Source organism: Streptomyces sp. NP-1717 (assembly GCF_022695985.1).
Classification (GTDB): domain Bacteria; phylum Actinomycetota; class Actinomycetes; order Streptomycetales; family Streptomycetaceae; genus Streptomyces.
Genome location: NZ_JAAPBF010000159.1, coordinates 1 through 16,506 on the forward strand (window position 1 = coordinate 1; position 16,506 = coordinate 16,506).

At 72.6% G+C, this 16,506-nt stretch carries 13 protein-coding genes; 6 read left to right on the forward strand and 7 right to left on the reverse strand.

Features of this window, described 5'->3' with window-relative positions:
* From GXP76_RS25550 to GXP76_RS25575, 6 genes are all read right to left on the reverse strand, one after another.
* A partial coding sequence (locus GXP76_RS25550) for a polyketide synthase (RefSeq protein ID WP_242573948.1) occupies window positions 1-2,198 on the reverse strand: 2,198 nt, incomplete at its 3' end.
* Window positions 2,199-2,214: 16 nt separating this feature from the next.
* A complete protein-coding gene (locus tag GXP76_RS25555; RefSeq protein ID WP_242573949.1) occupies window positions 2,215-4,083 on the reverse strand; it encodes a non-ribosomal peptide synthetase in 1,869 nt (622 codons plus the stop codon).
* A gap of 10 nt (window positions 4,084-4,093) precedes the next feature.
* Entirely contained in the window at window positions 4,094-5,152 is a 1,059-nt protein-coding gene (locus tag GXP76_RS25560) for an HAD family hydrolase (protein WP_242573950.1), read from the reverse strand.
* Window positions 5,149-6,300, reverse strand: coding sequence for an acyl-CoA dehydrogenase family protein (locus GXP76_RS25565; RefSeq protein ID WP_242573951.1), 1,152 nt, complete (start codon window positions 6,298-6,300; stop codon window positions 5,149-5,151). The genes GXP76_RS25560 and GXP76_RS25565 overlap by 4 nt, the downstream gene beginning before the upstream one ends.
* Window positions 6,293-6,625: an acyl carrier protein gene (locus GXP76_RS25570; RefSeq protein ID WP_242573952.1), complete on the reverse strand. Its 333-nt coding sequence runs from the start codon at window positions 6,623-6,625 to the stop codon at window positions 6,293-6,295. Before GXP76_RS25570 ends, GXP76_RS25565 begins: the two co-directional genes overlap by 8 nt.
* Entirely contained in the window at window positions 6,622-7,665 is a 1,044-nt protein-coding gene (locus GXP76_RS25575) for a 3-oxoacyl-ACP synthase (RefSeq protein ID WP_277993826.1), read from the reverse strand. The genes GXP76_RS25570 and GXP76_RS25575 overlap by 4 nt, the downstream gene beginning before the upstream one ends.
* 146 nt (window positions 7,666-7,811) lie before the next feature.
* Here GXP76_RS25575 and GXP76_RS25580 point away from each other — a divergent pair, with 146 nt between their 5' ends.
* A complete protein-coding gene (locus GXP76_RS25580; protein ID WP_242573954.1) occupies window positions 7,812-8,645 on the forward strand; it encodes a M23 family metallopeptidase in 834 nt (277 codons plus the stop codon).
* A gap of 159 nt (window positions 8,646-8,804) precedes the next feature.
* Here GXP76_RS25580 and GXP76_RS25585 read toward each other — a convergent pair whose 3' ends face one another.
* Window positions 8,805-10,418 (reverse strand): cytochrome bc complex cytochrome b subunit, encoded by a 1,614-nt coding sequence (locus tag GXP76_RS25585; RefSeq protein ID WP_242573955.1) that lies wholly within the window; start codon window positions 10,416-10,418, stop codon window positions 8,805-8,807.
* A gap of 228 nt (window positions 10,419-10,646) precedes the next feature.
* Here GXP76_RS25585 and GXP76_RS25590 point away from each other — a divergent pair, with 228 nt between their 5' ends.
* From GXP76_RS25590 to GXP76_RS25610, 5 genes are all read left to right on the forward strand, one after another.
* On the forward strand, window positions 10,647-11,921 hold the full coding sequence (locus GXP76_RS25590; protein ID WP_242573956.1) for an APC family permease: 1,275 nt from the start codon (window positions 10,647-10,649) through the stop codon (window positions 11,919-11,921).
* A 190-nt stretch (window positions 11,922-12,111) separates the two neighbouring features.
* Window positions 12,112-13,167, forward strand: a complete 1,056-nt coding sequence (locus GXP76_RS25595; protein ID WP_242573957.1) for an alpha-L-fucosidase — start codon at window positions 12,112-12,114, stop codon at window positions 13,165-13,167.
* A gap of 673 nt (window positions 13,168-13,840) precedes the next feature.
* Window positions 13,841-14,587, forward strand: coding sequence for an IPT/TIG domain-containing protein (locus GXP76_RS25600; RefSeq protein ID WP_242573958.1), 747 nt, complete (start codon window positions 13,841-13,843; stop codon window positions 14,585-14,587).
* Between the two features lie 122 nt (window positions 14,588-14,709).
* Window positions 14,710-15,726: an IPT/TIG domain-containing protein gene (locus tag GXP76_RS25605; RefSeq protein ID WP_242573959.1), complete on the forward strand. Its 1,017-nt coding sequence runs from the start codon at window positions 14,710-14,712 to the stop codon at window positions 15,724-15,726.
* Window positions 15,727-15,939: 213 nt separating this feature from the next.
* On the forward strand, window positions 15,940-16,425 hold the full coding sequence (locus GXP76_RS25610; protein ID WP_242573960.1) for an Ig-like domain-containing protein: 486 nt from the start codon (window positions 15,940-15,942) through the stop codon (window positions 16,423-16,425).
* Window positions 16,426-16,506: the final 81 nt, after the last annotated feature.

Sequence of the window (16,506 nt, forward strand, 5' to 3'; positions counted from 1 at the left end):
GGTACCGCGGGTGCCCGGGGGACGAGCGCGGTGTCCGGCGGCGCGGCGGAGGCGGAGGCCGCGGGGGTCTCGCCGGTCCGTCGCGCCCAGCAGGGTACGCCCCGGAACGGCGGGCCCGGCAGCGGTACGCGGCGCGCCGCCGGGGTCTGCGCGGCCCAGTCGAGGTCGTGCCCCAGTTCGTAGAGCCGCGCCAGCATGCCGGGCACCCCGCCCGTCCCGGGTCCCGCGGTGAGCACATGGGCGTCGGGGCGGCCGGCGAGGTGGTCCGCGAGGAGATCGCTCAGCTCCCCGCCGCTGCCCAGTTCCACGAAAGCGACCGGTCCGAGGGCCAGTTGCTCGTCGGCGGCGGCCCGCAGCCGGCCGGGGTCCACGGGTGAGACGGTGATGTCGCCGTTCGCGAGATCCCTGATGTCCTCCTCGGTGAGGGTGCCGCCCAGGTGGCGGACCGCGTAGCGGGAGACCCCGGAGCTGATCAGCCCGTCCGGCGCGATCCCGGCCCGGACGAGGTCGGCGTGGGCGGCCAGTTGTCCGCGTACGGCGTCGGCGTGCGCGGCCGGGAGCCGCAGCGTCTCGGGGAGCGGGGCGGGCTCAGCGGAGTCACCGGTCGCGGCGGGCGGTCGCGCGTCGCCGGAGAGCAGGAGGACGACGCGGGGCCGGGCGGGCGGCGTGGCGGCGGGGGCGAGTCTGCCCCAGGTGACCGCCGCGGCCAGCTCGGTGGCGAGGTTCCGTGTCCCGTCGGCCACCACACCCACGCGGAAGGGGTGGTGCTCCCGTCCGGTGTTCAGGGTCCAGGCGATGTCCCCGAACGGGAGCGGGCTGGTGCGCAGCTCCACCGAGAGGCGCTCGCACAGCGCGTACAGATCGGCCTCGGTACGTCCCGAGACCCCGACCACGCGCGGTGCCCCGTCCGGCTCGGCGACGGGCCGCGCGGGCGGTTGCTCGACGACGCAGTGGGCGTTGACGCCGCCGAGGCTGAACGAGCTGACGCCCGCCCGGCGTACGCCCTCGGTCCGCCACGGCCGCAGCGCGGTCACCACCTCCAGCTCGGCCCCGACGAGGTCGACCTCCGCCGCGGCCTGCCGGAAGTGCAGGGACGGGTACAGCTCTCCGTGCCGCACGCTGAGGATCGCCTTGACCAGCCCGGAGATGCCGGCCGCGTGGTCGAGGTGGCCGAGGTTGGTCTTGAGGGAGCCGATGGCGAGCGGTTCGCGCTTCCCCCGCCGGGCGAGCGCCAGCCCTTCCACCTCGACGGCGTCGCCGAGCCGGGTGCCGGAGCCGTGCGCCTCCAGGTATCCGGCCGTACGGATGTCGAGTCCGGCCCGGTCCCAGGCCCGTGCGATGACGTCGGCCTGCGCGCGGGCGCTGGGCGTGGCGATGGTGGCGGAGTGGCGGCCGTTGTGCGCGGTGGCGGTGCCCCGGATCACCGCGTGGACGAACGCGCCCTCGTCCAGGGCCCGTTCGAGGGTCGTGAGCAGCAGTACCGCGCCGCCCTCCCCCGCGCCCGCGCCGTCCGCCGCCTCGTCGAAGGCCCGGGAGCGGGCGGTCGGTGAGGCGATGCCGGGGAAGTCGTCGACGGCCGCCGCCGGGGCGACGAAGTGACGCAGGCTCACGCCGCCGACCACGGCGTGGTCCGCCTCGCCGTCCCTGAGTTCGCGACAGCCCTGGTGCACGGCCACGAGCGATCCGTTGCACCCGGTGTCCACGCCGTAGCAGGGGCCGGTCAACGCGAAGAGGTGGGAGATACGGGCCGGCAGGGCGAAGGGCATGTTGCCCATGAGGCTGAGGGTGCCCGGTTCGCTCACGAACGGCAGGTATCCGTTGCCGGGCGAGCTGAAGATCACCGCCGTCCGGCTGTCGCGCAGTGCGGCGGGGGTGTATCCGGCGTTCTCCAGCGCCTCCTGGGTCAGATGCAGTGCCAGCCGGTGCTGGGGGTCGGTCACCTCGGCCTCGTACCGGGAGAGACCGAAGAGTTCGTGGTCGAAGAGGTCGATCCGGTCCAGGTAGCCCATGTCCGGGTAGTCGAGCGACGCGTCGAGGCCGGTGGCGGCGACGCGCCCGGGAGGCGCGGGCCGTACGGAGTCCCGGCCGGCGCGCAGGTTCGCGCGCAGCGTGTCGAGATCGGCGGCCTCGGGCAGCCGGGTCGCGATACCGATGACCGCGATGTCGGCCGTGGCGGCACCAGTTGTCTGCACGTTCACGCGGACTGCTCCTTCATCACAGCTCGTAGGCGACCGGGGCGGGGCGGCGGACCGTCTGCGGGGCCTGCTCTGCGGCGTCGCCGGAACCGCCCTGGACGCGCTCCCCGATGGCGCGGGCCTGGGCCGCGATGGTGGTGAGGTCGAACAGCTCTCCGGCGCGCACCGTTCCGGGCCACCGCTCCTCGAGCGCGCTGTACAGCTCCAGCACCTTGAGCGAATTGCCGCCGACGCCGAAGAAGTTCTCGTCCACGCCCGTGTCCGGGTGCCCCAGTACGTCGGCCCACACCGTCCTGAGGGTGTGCTGGAGGTCGGTCCAGCCGTCGTCGTTCTCCGGCCCGGGCACCTGTCCCCCGGCGGCGGGCACCAGAGCGGCCAGCGCCGTCCGGTCCACCTTGCCGGTGGAGGTGAGCGGCATCCGGTCGGTCGGCACGAAGCCGGTCGGCAGGGCCTGTTCGACGAGCTGGAGCCGGCAGTGCCTGCGCAGTTCCCGCGGGTCCGGGAGCGTCCGCCCCGGCGCGGCGGAGAGGAACGCGGTCAGCGTCGGCGCGTCGGCCGTGGGCCGCGTACAGACCACGACGGCCTGGTCGACCGCCGGGTGCGTCTCGATCGCGGCCTCGATGTCCCCCAGTTCGACGCGGGCGCCGCGGATCTTCACCTGCTGGTCCGTCCGGCCGTGGTAGTGCAGGGCGCCGTTGCCGTCGCGGCGGGCGAGGTCGCCGGTGCGGTAGAGGCGGGCTCCGGCGGGGCCGAAGGGGGAGGCGACGAAGCGTTCGGCGGTGGCGCCGGGTGCGCGGGCGTAGCCGAGGGCGACGAAGGCGCCGCCGATGTACAGCTCGCCGGTCTCCCCGTCGGCCACCTCGCGCAGTTCGTCGTCCAGTACGTGGGCGGTGGCGCCGGGCCACGGGTGTCCGATGGGGACGCGCTCCGCCGCCGGGTCGGGCCGGTCCTCCACCGTGCAGGAGACGACGGTCTCGGTGGGCCCGTACTCGTTGGCCAGCCGGGCGCCGGGCAGCCGCGCGCGGTGGCTCGCGACCAGTTCGGGTGTGCAGACCTCTCCGGCGACGACCACCACCCGCAGGGTGTCGGGGAGCCGGCCCGGGTCCGCCAGCAGCAGCCGGTAGTAGGAGGGCACGACGACGAGGTGGGTGACCCGGTGCCGGCCGGCGAGCAGGACGAACTCGGGTGCCAGACGCAGTTCGCGCGCGGTGGGCAGCAGCACGGTGTGGCCCTGGGAGAACGACCAGAACATACCGGCGAGCATGCCGTCGAAGGACAGGCGCATCGCCATGAGGAACACCGACGGTTCGGTGCCGTAGACGGCGCCGCGCGGGCGGACGGAGTCGGCGAGCTGACCGCGGCTCACCAGGACGCCCTTGGGCGGGCCGCTGGAGCCCGAGGTGTAGATGAGATAGGCGGGCGCGGTCTCCAGAACCGCCGGGGCCGGGTTCTCGGCGACACCGGCTCCGGCCTCGGCCAGGGCGGAGAGGTCGAGGTCCTCGGCGGCCAGCAGCGGCGGTGTGTCCGGGAGCCGGGCCAGGTCCCGGTCGTCGCGGGTGCCGATGACCACGGCGCAGTCGGTGTCGTTCAGGAGGGCGCGCAGCCGGGCCACCGGCAGGTCCGGCTCCAGCGCGGCCCAGGCGGCGCCCACCCGCAGGGCCGCGAGCACGGCGACGACGGCGAGGGCGCTCTGTTCCAGGCGGACGCACACGGTGCTGCCGGTACGGGCACCGGCTTCGCGCAGCAGTCCGGCGAGACCGGCGGAGGCGTCGGCGAGCTCGCGGTAGGAGAGCGACGTGTCGCCGACGAGGAGCGCGGTGGCCGAGGGGGCGCGGGAGACCTGGGCGAGGAACGCGTCCAGCAGCGGCTCGGGCCGGGTGGTCGTCACTGCGGCCTCCTCACGCGTTCCGGACGAGCAGGCGGACATGGCCGCCGGGCTCCGGGACCGGGTGGTCGGCGGGCACTTCGAGGACCGTGGGCCCCGTGCCTCCGGGATCCGAGCCGGCCGGTGCGTATCCGGCGAAGCGCAGCGTGACCAGCATGTTGCGGTTCACGGCGGTCGGTACGAAGTGCGTCACCGGTCTGCGGCCCCCGTCGCGGGCCCGCCGGATGAGGTGCGCCAGCATCAGTCCGCTCGCGCCGCGTGAGGCGACGCGGCAGGACATCAGCATCAGCCGCAGCACCGACTCGTCCGGGGTGAGTTCCGTGACGGAGAGGCCGACGATGCCGTAGTCGCCGAAACGGTCCTTGAGCCGGGCCAGCAGGATCTCGTGGTCGGGCGAGGCGCTGAGCCGGCGCAGTTCGTCCTCGGTGTAGATCAGGCCGGTGCTGTTGAGCTGGTTGGTGCGTACGGTGAGTTCGCTGGCGCGGGCGAGATCGTTCTCGGTGGCCGGGGATATCTCCATGACGAGTTCGAGGGACGCGAGGAACTCACCCCGGTCGGCGCCCGACTCCTCCTCGGCCTGCCGGCGGCGCCACTCCGTGCGGTAGAGCTGACGCCGCCCGGCGGCCTCCGCCGTCACGTGGACGGGGCTGAACTCGGGGCGTGCGGCGAGGCGTCCCGCGAATTCGGCGGAGTAGCAGCGGACCATGGGCAGTTCGGCGTTGACCTGGGCGCGTTCGGCGGGGTCGTTGTCGATGAACGCGACGGTGTCGAGACCGATGTTGAGCGTTTCGGCGATGTGGCGGACCTCGGCGGCCTTGTCGCCCCAGCCGATGCGCACCGCGCAGAACCAGTCGGCGAGTCCGCAGGCGTCGAGGTGGGCGGTGGCCACGTCGTGGTCGCCGCGGCTGACGGCCGCGTGCAGGATGCCGCGGGAGTCCAGGGTGCTCAGGGCCGCCGGGACGTGCGGGAAGGGCCGCGGGTCGTCGCCCTCCAGTACGACGCCGTCCCACAGGGTGTCGTCGAGGTCCCAGACCAGGCACTTGACGGTGGGCCTGCTCCCCGGGGCCGTCACGCGACCGCTCCGAACCGGCGCAAGAGGTGTGCGGCTATGTGGGATTCGGCCACTTCCTGGGCTCCTTCGATGATCTCCATGACCTTGGCGTCCCGGTAGTGACGCCCGACGCGGCTGTCCGGGGCGCACCCTGCGGCGCCGAGGATCTGCACGCCGTCGCGTCCGGCGGCGGCACAGGCGGCGGCAGCGGCGTACTTCGCCATGATCGTCTCGGTGACGCCGTGGCCCGGTCCCCCGGCCCGCGCGCGGCCGGCCGCGGCGCAGAGTTCGCGCGCGCCGGCGGCCCGTACGGCGGTGCGGGCCAGCAACGCGCCGACGGACTGGTGCCGGCCGAGGGGCGTGTCGCCCTGCCGGCGGCCGGCGGCGTGCGCGGCGGCGTCGGCGACGCACGCCTCGGCCATGCCGACGCAACCCCAGGCGACCGTGTAGCGGCCGTGGTCGAGCGCTGTCGCCGCGATGTGCGACAGGCCGACTCCCGGCGGTCCGATGCGGTGGTCGGCGGGCACCCGGACGGCGTCCAGGGTGACATGGGCGATCCCGGCCGCGCGCATGCCGAGCTGTCCCCGGACGGGCTCCCGGCGCACACCCGGGCGGTCGGTCTCCACCAGGACGGTGGTGGGCCTGCCGTCGCAGCGGCCGAGTACGAGGAGGATGTCCGCGGACTGCCCGAACGTGATCCACTTCTTGCGGCCCGTGACGGTGAGCGTGGCACCGTCCCCCGACTCCTCGATCTCCGTGCGCACCTCGCCGAGCGCGCTGCCCGCGCCGTCCTCGGTGGCCGCGAAGCCGGCCGTCAGGGTCCCCTCGGCCAACTGCGGGAGCCAGTGGGCACGTTGTTCGCGGGTCCCCCAGCGCAGCAGCGCGGCGGCGACCATCGACTGCACGGTGAGCAGGCCCCGCAGGGCGCTGCACACCCCGCCCAGATGGGCGGCGACCTCGCCCAGTTGACCGGGTGTCAGATCTCCGCCGCCGTAGTGGGCGGGCAGGTCGGCGGCGAGCAGTCCCGTCCGCGCGAGGCTCCGCAGGACGTCCGGCGGGACCTTGCCGTCGGTGTCCCACTCCCCCGCCGCTGTCCGGACACCGGCGGCCAGTTCGGCGGCGGCCTCGACCAGTGCGGATGTCGCGGTCAGGCCCACGGTCTCAGTCACCGGCGTGGATCCGGGCGGGCTCGTCGCCGCCGGTCGCGCCGCCGCCCGTCGCCGGGCCGGTCTCGTCGCCTGTCTCGTCGCCGCCGGTCTTGCCGAGGACGAAGGCGGTGAGGCGGTGCGCGGTGCGGAAGCTGTCCAGGTCGAGGTCCTCCACCTCGACGGTCAGCGCGAACCGTTCCTCGACATAGGTGACCAGCTCCAGCGCGAACAGCGAGTCGACCAGCCCGAGCGCGAAGTAGTCGTCGTCGGGACCGATGGGGCGGCGCAGCGCGTCGGTCAGGAACCGGGTGATCTCCTTGGTCGTCTCCTCGGGTCCATGAGTCATGCGAAGCTCCCCGGTCCGTTCTGCGGACCTGTCTCGACCAGCAGGACGCTCCACGCCGCCACCGGACTCACGTTGATGAGCACGGCCAGGTCTCCCTCGGCCAGCTCCTTGCGGGCCAGGGCGGTACGGAGGTTGAGAAACGTGTCGTTGGGGCCCTGGTGTCCGAGGCCGCGGAGGTTGTCGCGGCAGGAGGGCAGCAGGGTGATGTCCAGGATTTCCTCGGTGAACGCCATGCCGCCGGCCGAGAGGTTCTGGCTGACGTAACCGGCGATGTCGGTCCGGGTGAGCCCGTTGCGTGCCAGCAGATCGGCCACCAGGGCGGCGAGGCGCTGTCTGCTCTCCATGGCGAGCCGGAAGGAGTATCCGGGCAGGTCCGTGCACTCCTCGCGCCACTGCGCGGTGGGCCGGTCGCGGTACTCCAGGCCGAAGAGGTTCCAGTACCGGCCGTTGGTGTGCTGCGCGATGTCGAGGATCCGCAGCGGCGCCGCGTCGTGGGGGCGCCGGAGCAGCAGCGCCAGGCCGCTGTCGCCGTTGACGGTCACCGGGTGCCGGTAGCGGTGCTCGCCGGCGGGTTTGCTGCCGTGGACGACGAGGACGGGGCCGAGCCCGGGGTCGGCGGCCAGCAGGCCACGTGCCGCCAGCAGCGCGGGAGTTGAAGAGACACAGCCGAGGCCGCCGACCGAGAAGGTGAGCGCGTTCTCGGCACCGAGCACGTGCTGGAGTCTGGTCGCCTCCGAGCTGATCAGGGTCTGCGGAGCGCGCGGCTCGACCAGGATCAGCGCGCCGAGGGCGGCGGCCGGTACCCCGGCGGACTCCAGCGCGGCGCCCGCGGCACGCTCCGCCAGGTCGGCGGCGGTGAGGTCCTCCGCCACCGCCACGGTGTCGATACCGAGCCGGAGGCAGGTGAGACGGTCCGCCTCGGCCAGGTCCGCGAGTTCGGGCAGCTCGGCGACGGACCGGGTGCGGTCCGGAAGGTACCGGCCGACGGCATCGATCGCGACCGACGGCGTGCTCGTGCGGAACGTGCCCTCGGCGCCCATCTGCGCTCCCACCGTGTCGAGGCTTCGTGGTCGCAGACACTAAAACCGATCTACGCGATTGCGCAAGTACGTAAGAACTGATGAGAGTTGGGCCAGGATCTGGAATGCTGAGGTCCTGTCGCACAGCTCATCTCGTGAAAGGCGCGATGTTGCAGACTCTCTGGAAGCGCCACGGTCTCGTGGTGGCCGCGGGCGCCGTGTGCGTCCTCGTCAACGGGCGGGGCGTGGGGCCGCTGTGGTTCACCGGGGTCGCCCTGCTGGTCATCGGCGTCCTGATGCGCCGCGCGATGACTCTCGGGCAACGGCCGTCCGGCGAGGAGCCCCCGCCGCGAGCCCTCTCCGTCCCGGTCACCGGCCGCTGGATGGCACGCAACGGGCCCACGACCAAGGTCCCCAGCCACACCCACAACCTGGCCCAGACCTACGCCATCGACCTCGCCCGGCGCCCGGCGCCGGAGCCCGTGTGGCTCTGGCCGGTGGCCCTGCGCCCCGAGTCCTACCCGTCGTTCGGTGAACCGGTGCACGCCCCCGCGGAAGCCCGCGTCGTGGCGGTCTCCGACTCCCAGCGTGACCATCTCTCACGGACCTCTCTGGGCGGACTGTTCTACGTCATGGCCGAGACGTTCATCCGCTCGCTCGGCGCGCCCCGCCACCTGCTGGGCAACCACATCGTCCTCGACCTGGGGGACGGGGCCTACGCGGTCCTCGCGCACCTGCGGCGCCGCTCGTCGAAGGTGGCCGTGGGCGACCGGGTGACGGAGGGCCAGACACTGGCCGAATGCGGCAACTCGGGAAACTCCTCGGAACCGCACGTGCACTTCCAGCTCATGGACAGCGCCGACATCACCTCCGCCCGCGGCCTGCGCTTCACCTGGCGGTACCGGGACGACGACGGCAAGGAGCACGAGGGGGCACCGGCCGACAACACCTGCTTCACCCCGGCCACGATGGCCTCTCCGGAGGGCCACGCCACACCGTGACGCGCGGACCGGCCCTCTGTCCGCCGGCCGCGACCAACCGCATGACCCCGCGTTCACGGCCGGTGAGGGCGTCGAGGCGCGCGTCCGGTGCGCGGGCCCCCTCGGTTCGCGAATCCCGCGATGAGCCGTCGGGTGCGCGAGGGGCCCAGGAGCACGTCGTCACGGATGGTTCCGGTCCGTGATCTCCCGGTACTCCCGTGCCGTCGGCTTGGGGATCTGCGTCGCTTCGCCGTAGAAGCCGCGGCTCAGCCTCGCTCGCAGCGACTGCGTGCGGGTGGGTGTGGCGCCGTCGCCGAGTTCCGCCGGGGGCAGGGGGGTGTACTGCTCGTGCCCGGTGAGGGTGTACAACCGCGCCTGGCTGAGGGGTTCGTGGGCCTCGGCGTACTCGCCGTGGATGAGGCGGGTGAGGGTGCCCGTCTCGCGGCCGTGCAGGACCTTGTCGCGGTCCCGCCGCTGGAGGCCGAGCGCCGCCCGCTTCGTCACGACGTACACGACGACGGGTGCGGCGAACAGGCCGAAGCGCACCGCCCAGGTCACCACGTTGAGCGACAGATGGAAGTGAGTGGCGATCAGGTCGTTCGCCCAGCCGGCCAGGGCCACCGCGTACACGCTGAGCCACGCGGCTCCGAGGGCGGTGCGCACCGGGCGGTTGCGGGGCCTGTCCAGGAGATGGTGTTCGCGGTGGTCGCCGGTGACCCAGGCTTCGAGTACCGGGTAGAGACCGAGGGCCAGGTAGAAGGCGACGCCGACCAGGAGCGGGAGGAAGTTGTCCAGGGCGAGGGTGTGGCCCCAGTAGTTGATCTCCCAGCCCGGCATGACGCGGAGCAGGCCGTCGGCGACGCCCATGTACCAGTCCGGTTGCGCACCCGCCCCGACCTGGTTCGGGTGGTAGGGCCCGTACAGCCAGACGGGGTTGATCTGGGCGACGGCCCCGAGGACGAAGAGCAGGCCGACGACCATGGCGAGGAGACCCGCCGCCTTCACCGCGTACACGGGGAAGGGGAGGCCGACGACGTTGTCGTTCGTGCGTCCGGGGCCGGGGTACTGCGGGCGCCGGTGGCGGAAGGACAGGAACACCGCGGCGGCGAAGAGTGCCGCCATGAGGCCTGGGATGATCAGGATGTGGATGGTGTTGAAGCGTGCCACGAGGTCGTCGCCCGGGAACTCCCCGCCGAAGAGGAACATCGACAGGTAGGTGCCGATGACCGGCGTGGAGAGGATCGTGCCGTTGACGATGGCGAGTCCGGTTCCGGACAGTCCGTCGTCCGGCAGGTCGTACCCGGTCAGACCGGCGAACATGGCCAGGATCAGGAGCAGGAAGGCGCAGGCCCAGTGGAGTTCGCGGGGCTTGCGGAAGGCGCCGGTGAAGAAGACCCGCATCAGGTTGGCGAGCAGGCTCGCGGCGAGGATCAGGGCCGCCCAGTGGTGTACCTGGCGGATGAGCAGGCCACCGCGGACGTCGAAGGAGATGTCCAGGGTGGAGCTGAACGCCTCCGACACCGTCCGGCCGCGCAGCGGGGCGTAGCTGCCGTCGTAGACGGTCAGGTCCGACGAGGGGTGGAAGTACAGGGAGAGGTACACGCCGGTGAGGAGCAGGACGATGAAGGCGCAGAGCGCGATCTCCGCGAGCAGGAAGGACCAGTGGTCGGGGAAGACCCGGCGCAGCAGGCTCGTACCGGGGCCGCGCCGGCCGAGGCGGACGGCGGCCCAGCCGGCGATCCTCTCCCCCGTGTTCGGGTGGCGTGACTCGGCCGGCTCGTTCCCTTGTGTCATGTTCCCCCACTCGTCCGGTGCCGCCGGATGCCGGCGGCACGCCGGAGGCCCGGCAGTTGCCGGCCGGCCCTTCCCGGACGAGGCGGTGCGCCGTTCTCGTCCTCGAACCGGCCATGCGGCGGAAGTGTCCCATTTCGCATGGATTGCGACAGCGAAGGTGTGGGGGCATGTTCGGCGGCACCCGGGAAAACCCTCTGATGGTCCCTCGGGGCCGCGAGGGGTGAGCTGATGGGCGGGCCACCGGCGGACGCGGAGACGCCGGGAGAGCTGGAGCGGCGGCTGGGGCTGTCCGACGCCGTGACGATCGGGCTGGGCGCGATGATCGGCGCGGGGATCTTCGCCGCCCTGGCTCCGGCGGCGCGCGCCGCCGGCTCCGGGCTGCTGCTCGGCCTGGTCCTGGCCGCGGTGGTGGCGTACTGCAACGCCACCTCCTCCGCCCGGCTCGCCGCCCGTTACCCGGCATCGGGCGGCACCTACGTGTACGGGCGCGAGCGGCTCGGCGACTTCTGGGGCCATCTGGCCGGATGGAGTTTCGTCGTCGGCAAGACCGCCTCCTGCGCGGCCATGGCGCTCACCGTCGGCTCGTACGTGTGGCCGGACCAGGCCCGGGCGGTGGCGGTCGCCGCGGTGGTGGCGCTGACCGCGGTGAACTACGCGGGGGTGCGGAAGTCCGCGCTGCTGACCCGAGTGATCGTGGGCGTCGTCCTCGCGGTGCTCGCGGCGGTGGCCGTCGCCGTGTTCACCTCCGGCGCCCCGGACGCGGGCCGGCTGGTCATCGGTGACGACGCCACCGCGGGCGGGGTGCTCCAGGCGGCGGGGCTGCTGTTCTTCGCCTTCGCCGGGTACGCGCGTATCGCCACCCTCGGCGAGGAGGTCCGCGATCCGGCCCGGACCATCCCCAGGGCGGTACCGATCGCGCTCGGCATCACGCTCGCCGTCTACGCCGTCATCGCCGTCGCCGCCCTGACGGTCCTGGGCCCGGAGAGGCTGTCGGACGCGGACGCGCCGCTGTCGGACGCGGTCCGGGCGGCGGGAGCCGAGTGGCTGGTGCCGGTGGTGACGGCCGGGGCGGCGGTCGCCGCGCTCGGCTCACTGCTCGCGCTGATCCTCGGCGTCTCCCGCACCACACTCGCGATGGCCCGCGACCGGCACCTGCCGCACGCCCTGGCCGCCGTGCACCCGCGCTTCAAGGTGCCGCACCGGGCCGAACTCGCGGTCGGTGCCGTGGTGGCGGTCGTCGCCGCGACGGCGGACCTGCGCGGGGCGATCGGCTTCTCGTCCTTCGGGGTGCTGGTCTACTACGCCGTCGCCAACGCCTCCGCCCGGACCCTCACCCCGGACGAGGGGCGCCCCGCGCGCCTCGTCCCCGCTCTCGGGCTGGCCGGCTGTCTGGTGCTCGCCTTCGCCCTGCCCCTGACGTCGGTCGTCCCGGGCGCCGCCGTCCTGGCGGCCGGAGCCGCCGCCTTCACGATCCGCCGCGCCGTCGCCGCCCGCAGACCGTAGCCGCGCAGCCCGGTGGCGGACCCGCCCGCACCCGGCCCGATGCCGCCGTTTCCTCGCGGTACGTACGGCCGACACAGTGGGCGCGATGCCCGATTCCGCGGGGCATAGGGTTGGGTCCTGTCCGCCGGACAGGGCCTGGGGACCGTGGAAGGCGCCGAACGGCGGCCCGTACGAGGTGCGAGGTGACCCGATGACTCTGCAGGCCAGCCCCCGGGGGCTCGACCGCTACCGCGACGCCCGGTTCGGCATGTTCGTCCACTGGGGCCTGTACTCGATGATCGGCCGCGGCGAGTGGGAGCAGGTCCTCGCCCGGATTCCGGCGGCCGAGTACGCGCCGCTGGCCAGGCTCTTCAACCCCGCCGCCTTCGACGCCAGAGAGCTCGTGGCCCTGGCGGAGGCGGCCGGTCAGCGCTACCTCACCATCACCAGCCGCCATCACGACGGCTTCTCGATGTACGACACCGCGCTGTCCGACTTCAAGATCACCCGGTCTCCGTTCGGCCGCGACCCGATCGCCGAACTCGCCGAAGCCTGCCGGGAGTCCGGCACCGTCGAGCTGGGCTTCTACGTCTCCCTCGTGGACTGGCACCACCCCGGCTATCTCGACGCCGCGGGCTGGGAGGACTATCTCGCCTTCCTCTTCGGGCAGGTCGAGGAGTTGTGCACGCAGTACGGGGAGGTGGCGCAGATCTGGTTCGACGGCGACTGGCCCAACTCGCCCGTGCCGCGCGAACATCCCGGCTGGTTCACGACCGGCCGGCAGTGGCGCTATCCCGAGCTGTACGACCTCGTCCACCGTCTCCAGCCGGACGCCGTACTCCTCAACAACCGCAAAGACGGCCTTCAGCCGGGCGAGGACGTCCAGGGCTTCGAGAACGACCTCCCCGGGGAGAACACCTCGGGTCTCAACCCCGGCGCGCTGCTCGCGGTACCGCGCGAGACCTGCCTGACGATGAACAGCAGTTGGGGCTACGTACCGCACGACACGGCCTACAAGGACCCGGACCGGATCATCGACACCTTGCTGCGGTGCGTGGCCGCGGACTCCAACCTGCTGCTGAACGTCGGCCCGACACAGTCCGGCGACGTACCCGCCCCGGCACAGGAGCGGCTGCGCGAGATCGGCCGCCGGCTGGAACTCCACGGCGACGCCGTGTACGGCGCCGGCGCGGGCCCGGACGCCGGGAGCATCCGCACCCGGGACGGGCGGGTCCTGGACCTGGCCGATCTGATGCCCCGGATCTGACGGGGCGTCGACCTGTACACCAACACCCCACTCCCGAGGCGCGGTTGGGGCACTTGAGCACCAATTGGCGTAGAACGGGATGAGGAGCGCACGCTACGCCAATCGGGTGATGCGGCAACCCAGCACTTGTGGCATATGCCCGGATCCTGCGTTACTGGACGCATTCCAACCAATGGGCAGCCCGTACCACTCGGGAAGCGTGGCGCCGGAGTTGGCCGTCGTCCTCCACACGTGGGGAGGGCGCGGGTACGCCGGGGTCGCGATGGGCACCCCGAGGGGGTTGGATCGCCAGTCGGTACCGCTCGCGCGGTGCCGACTGGTTTTTTTGTGCCGCGACGGCGGTGTTGGCGGAGGCCGACGGCGCACGCCGGTGGTACACGGGCGCTCCCGTACCGCGTTCAAAAATGCCGCGTATGACACCTTGTCAGCATTGGCTCCCTGTGGGGTACTTGAGACAGCGAACCGGTGGGCCGCCCATCCCAGACCGGGGATCACGGTAAAGGGCGGCACCTGCCGGTTCTTCCTCTGTCTGCCTACAGGGGAACTCCTCCGAGCAGGCGGCACGGTTCAGCCGCCCGCCCTCCGTGAGGGCCCTCCGCGCAGGGCGGCCCGGCGGTCTCCCCAGCCTTTGCTGCGTCCTTCTGTCCCACGCCTGTCAGCGAGGAGTCTCTCCATGCCTATTTCTCCGAACCAGGGTTCCACCGGCGGTGGCACGCTGGTGACCATCACCGGGACGAACCTGTCCGGTACCTCCGCCGTCCACTTCGGCACGAAGTCGGCCACCGGCGTCACCAACGTCTCGCCGACCCAGGTCACGGCCGTGTCGCCCTCGGGCGCCGGGAGCGTCGGGGTGACCGTGACCACCCCGGGTGGCACGAGCAACCCGATCCCGTTCTTCTACGTCGGTGCCCCGTTCAAGTCCTCGCTCGGGCCGACCTCCGGTCCTCTGGCGGGCGGCAACACGGTCACCATCAACGGTGTCGGGCTGGCGACGGCGACCAGTGTGTCGTTCGGCGCCAACAGCGCGACGCCGACGGTCATCTCCGACACCCAGCTCACCGTCGCCGTGCCCGCGGGCGCGGTGGCCGGCCCCGTCGGAGTGAGCGTGACCACCGCGGGCGGAACGAACAACGGTCTGTCCTACACCTACGTGGACGTTCCCACCGTCACCGCCGTCACGCCCACCTCCGGGCCGACGTCCGGCGGTACCGGTGTGACCATCACCGGGACCAACCTCGGCACCACCGAGTCGGTCACCTTCGACGGCAACCCCGCACCGTTCACCCTGGTGAGCTCCACCACGATCTCGGCGGTCACCCCGCCGGGCGCCGCCGGCGCGGTCGACGTGGTCGTGACCAACCCGGCCGGCTCCGACACGGCCGCCGGCGCGTTCACCTACGTCGCGCCTCCGGGTATCTGACCGCCGCCCCCGCTGCCGCCCGGCCCCCCGCCGGGCGGCAGCCTGCCTGGACCACCGCCTCCCCGGCGGTGGTTCTCGCCGTCAACCCCAGGCTTCGCCCAGGCTGCCTTAGGAGCACCCTCATGCCGCCAACGATCAGCACCATCAGTCCTTCGCAAGGACCCACCACCGGGGGTACCACCGTCACCCTCACCGGCACCGGGATGACGGGGTCCACCGCCGTACGGTTCGCCAGCACCAACGCCACGTCCTTCGTGGTCAACTCGGCCACCCAGATCACCGCCGTGAGCCCGCCCCGCGCCGCCGGCGCGGCGGCGGTGATCGTCGTGCACCCGACCGGCAACAGCAACTCGGTGACATTCACCTATGTCGTGGCGACGGTGCCGGCGATCACGAGTGTCGCGCCCAGCAGCGGTCCGACGGCGGGCGGCACGAGCGTCACCCTCACCGGAACCGGGTTCACCGGGGCCACGGCGGTCACCTTCGCCGGAGTCCCGGCGACCTCGTTCGTGGTGAACTCGGCCACCCAGATCACCGCCGTGACACCCGGGGGAAGTACCGGGGCCGCGGTCGTGAGCGTCACGACACCGGGCGGCACCAGCGCCCCGGACGCCTTCTTCTTCTACGCCGCGCCTCCCGTCCTCGACAGTGCCGCCCCCGCCCAGGGCCCGGCGTCCGGTGGCACGGTGGTGACCCTGACCGGGAGCAGTCTGCTCAACGCCACCGCCGTACGGTTCGGCGTCACCAATGCCACCTCCTTCACCGTGGTGTCGGCGACCCAGATCACCGCCACCGCACCTCCGGGGACGGGGAGTTCACCGATCACGGTGATCACCCCGGGCGGTACGAGCAACCCCGTCGCCTTCACCTATGCCGCCGCGCCCACCCTGACCGCGCTGGTGCCCAGCAGCGGTCCGACGAGCGCGGGCACCGTGGTCACCCTCAGCGGCACGAATCTGGCCACGGCCTCGGCCGTCACCTTCGGCGGTACGGCCGTGTCGTTCACGGTCGTGTCGGACACACAGATCACGGCGGTGGCACCCGCCGGAGCCGCGGGCCCGGTCACCGTGACCGTCACCACGGCGGGCGGCACGAGCCCCGGCCTGACCTACACCCGGGTCGCCGCGCCCGGCATCTGACACGCGGACGACGGAGAACGAAGCCGCCGCACCTACCTCGTACGGCCCCGCGGACCACTTCCCCGCCGGTCGCCGACAACTGTTCCGGGCCACTGATCCAGTCAGGCTATGTGTGGGCGCCGCCTCCCCGGAGGGCCGAGGAGAGCGCCCTAGCGTGAAGCTCCACGGCGCCCGCGCCCCGCGGGCCCGGTAACCGAACAAGGAGCCGAACCGGTGCGCATCACACCACGCAGAGGCAGACTCGTCGTCGCCACAGCCCTGGCCGCTGTCCTGGGGCTGGCCTCGCCGGCCTGGGCCGTACCGTCGAGCACCACGGTGACGGCCACTCCGCAGTCCGCCCAGGTGGGCGCCTCCGTGCTGCTGGCGGCCACGGTCGACTGCCCCTCCGACCCCACGGGCGGACTCGGCGTGACGTTCTTCGACGGCAGCGACGAGCTCGACACCGTGCCCGTCAACGCCAACGGCCAGGCGAGCTACAGCACCACGTTCAGCACGGTCGGTTCGCACACCATCACCGCCGCCTACAACGGCAACTCGGAGTGCGACGCCTCCAACAACACCACGACCGTCCAGGTGACGTCCGCCCCGACGCCGCCCGGCCCCAACCCCGGCTTCTGTCTGCTCGCCTGCGGCGGACTGATCAACTTCTCCACCGGCGACATCAACAACAACATCAACATCAACAAGAACAGGTACTAGCCTCCGGCCGGTCCTCGTCGGGGCGGGCGTGGGCGAGTTCGGTCTCGATGGTGTCCAGGGCCCGTCTCGCGGCGGCGATCT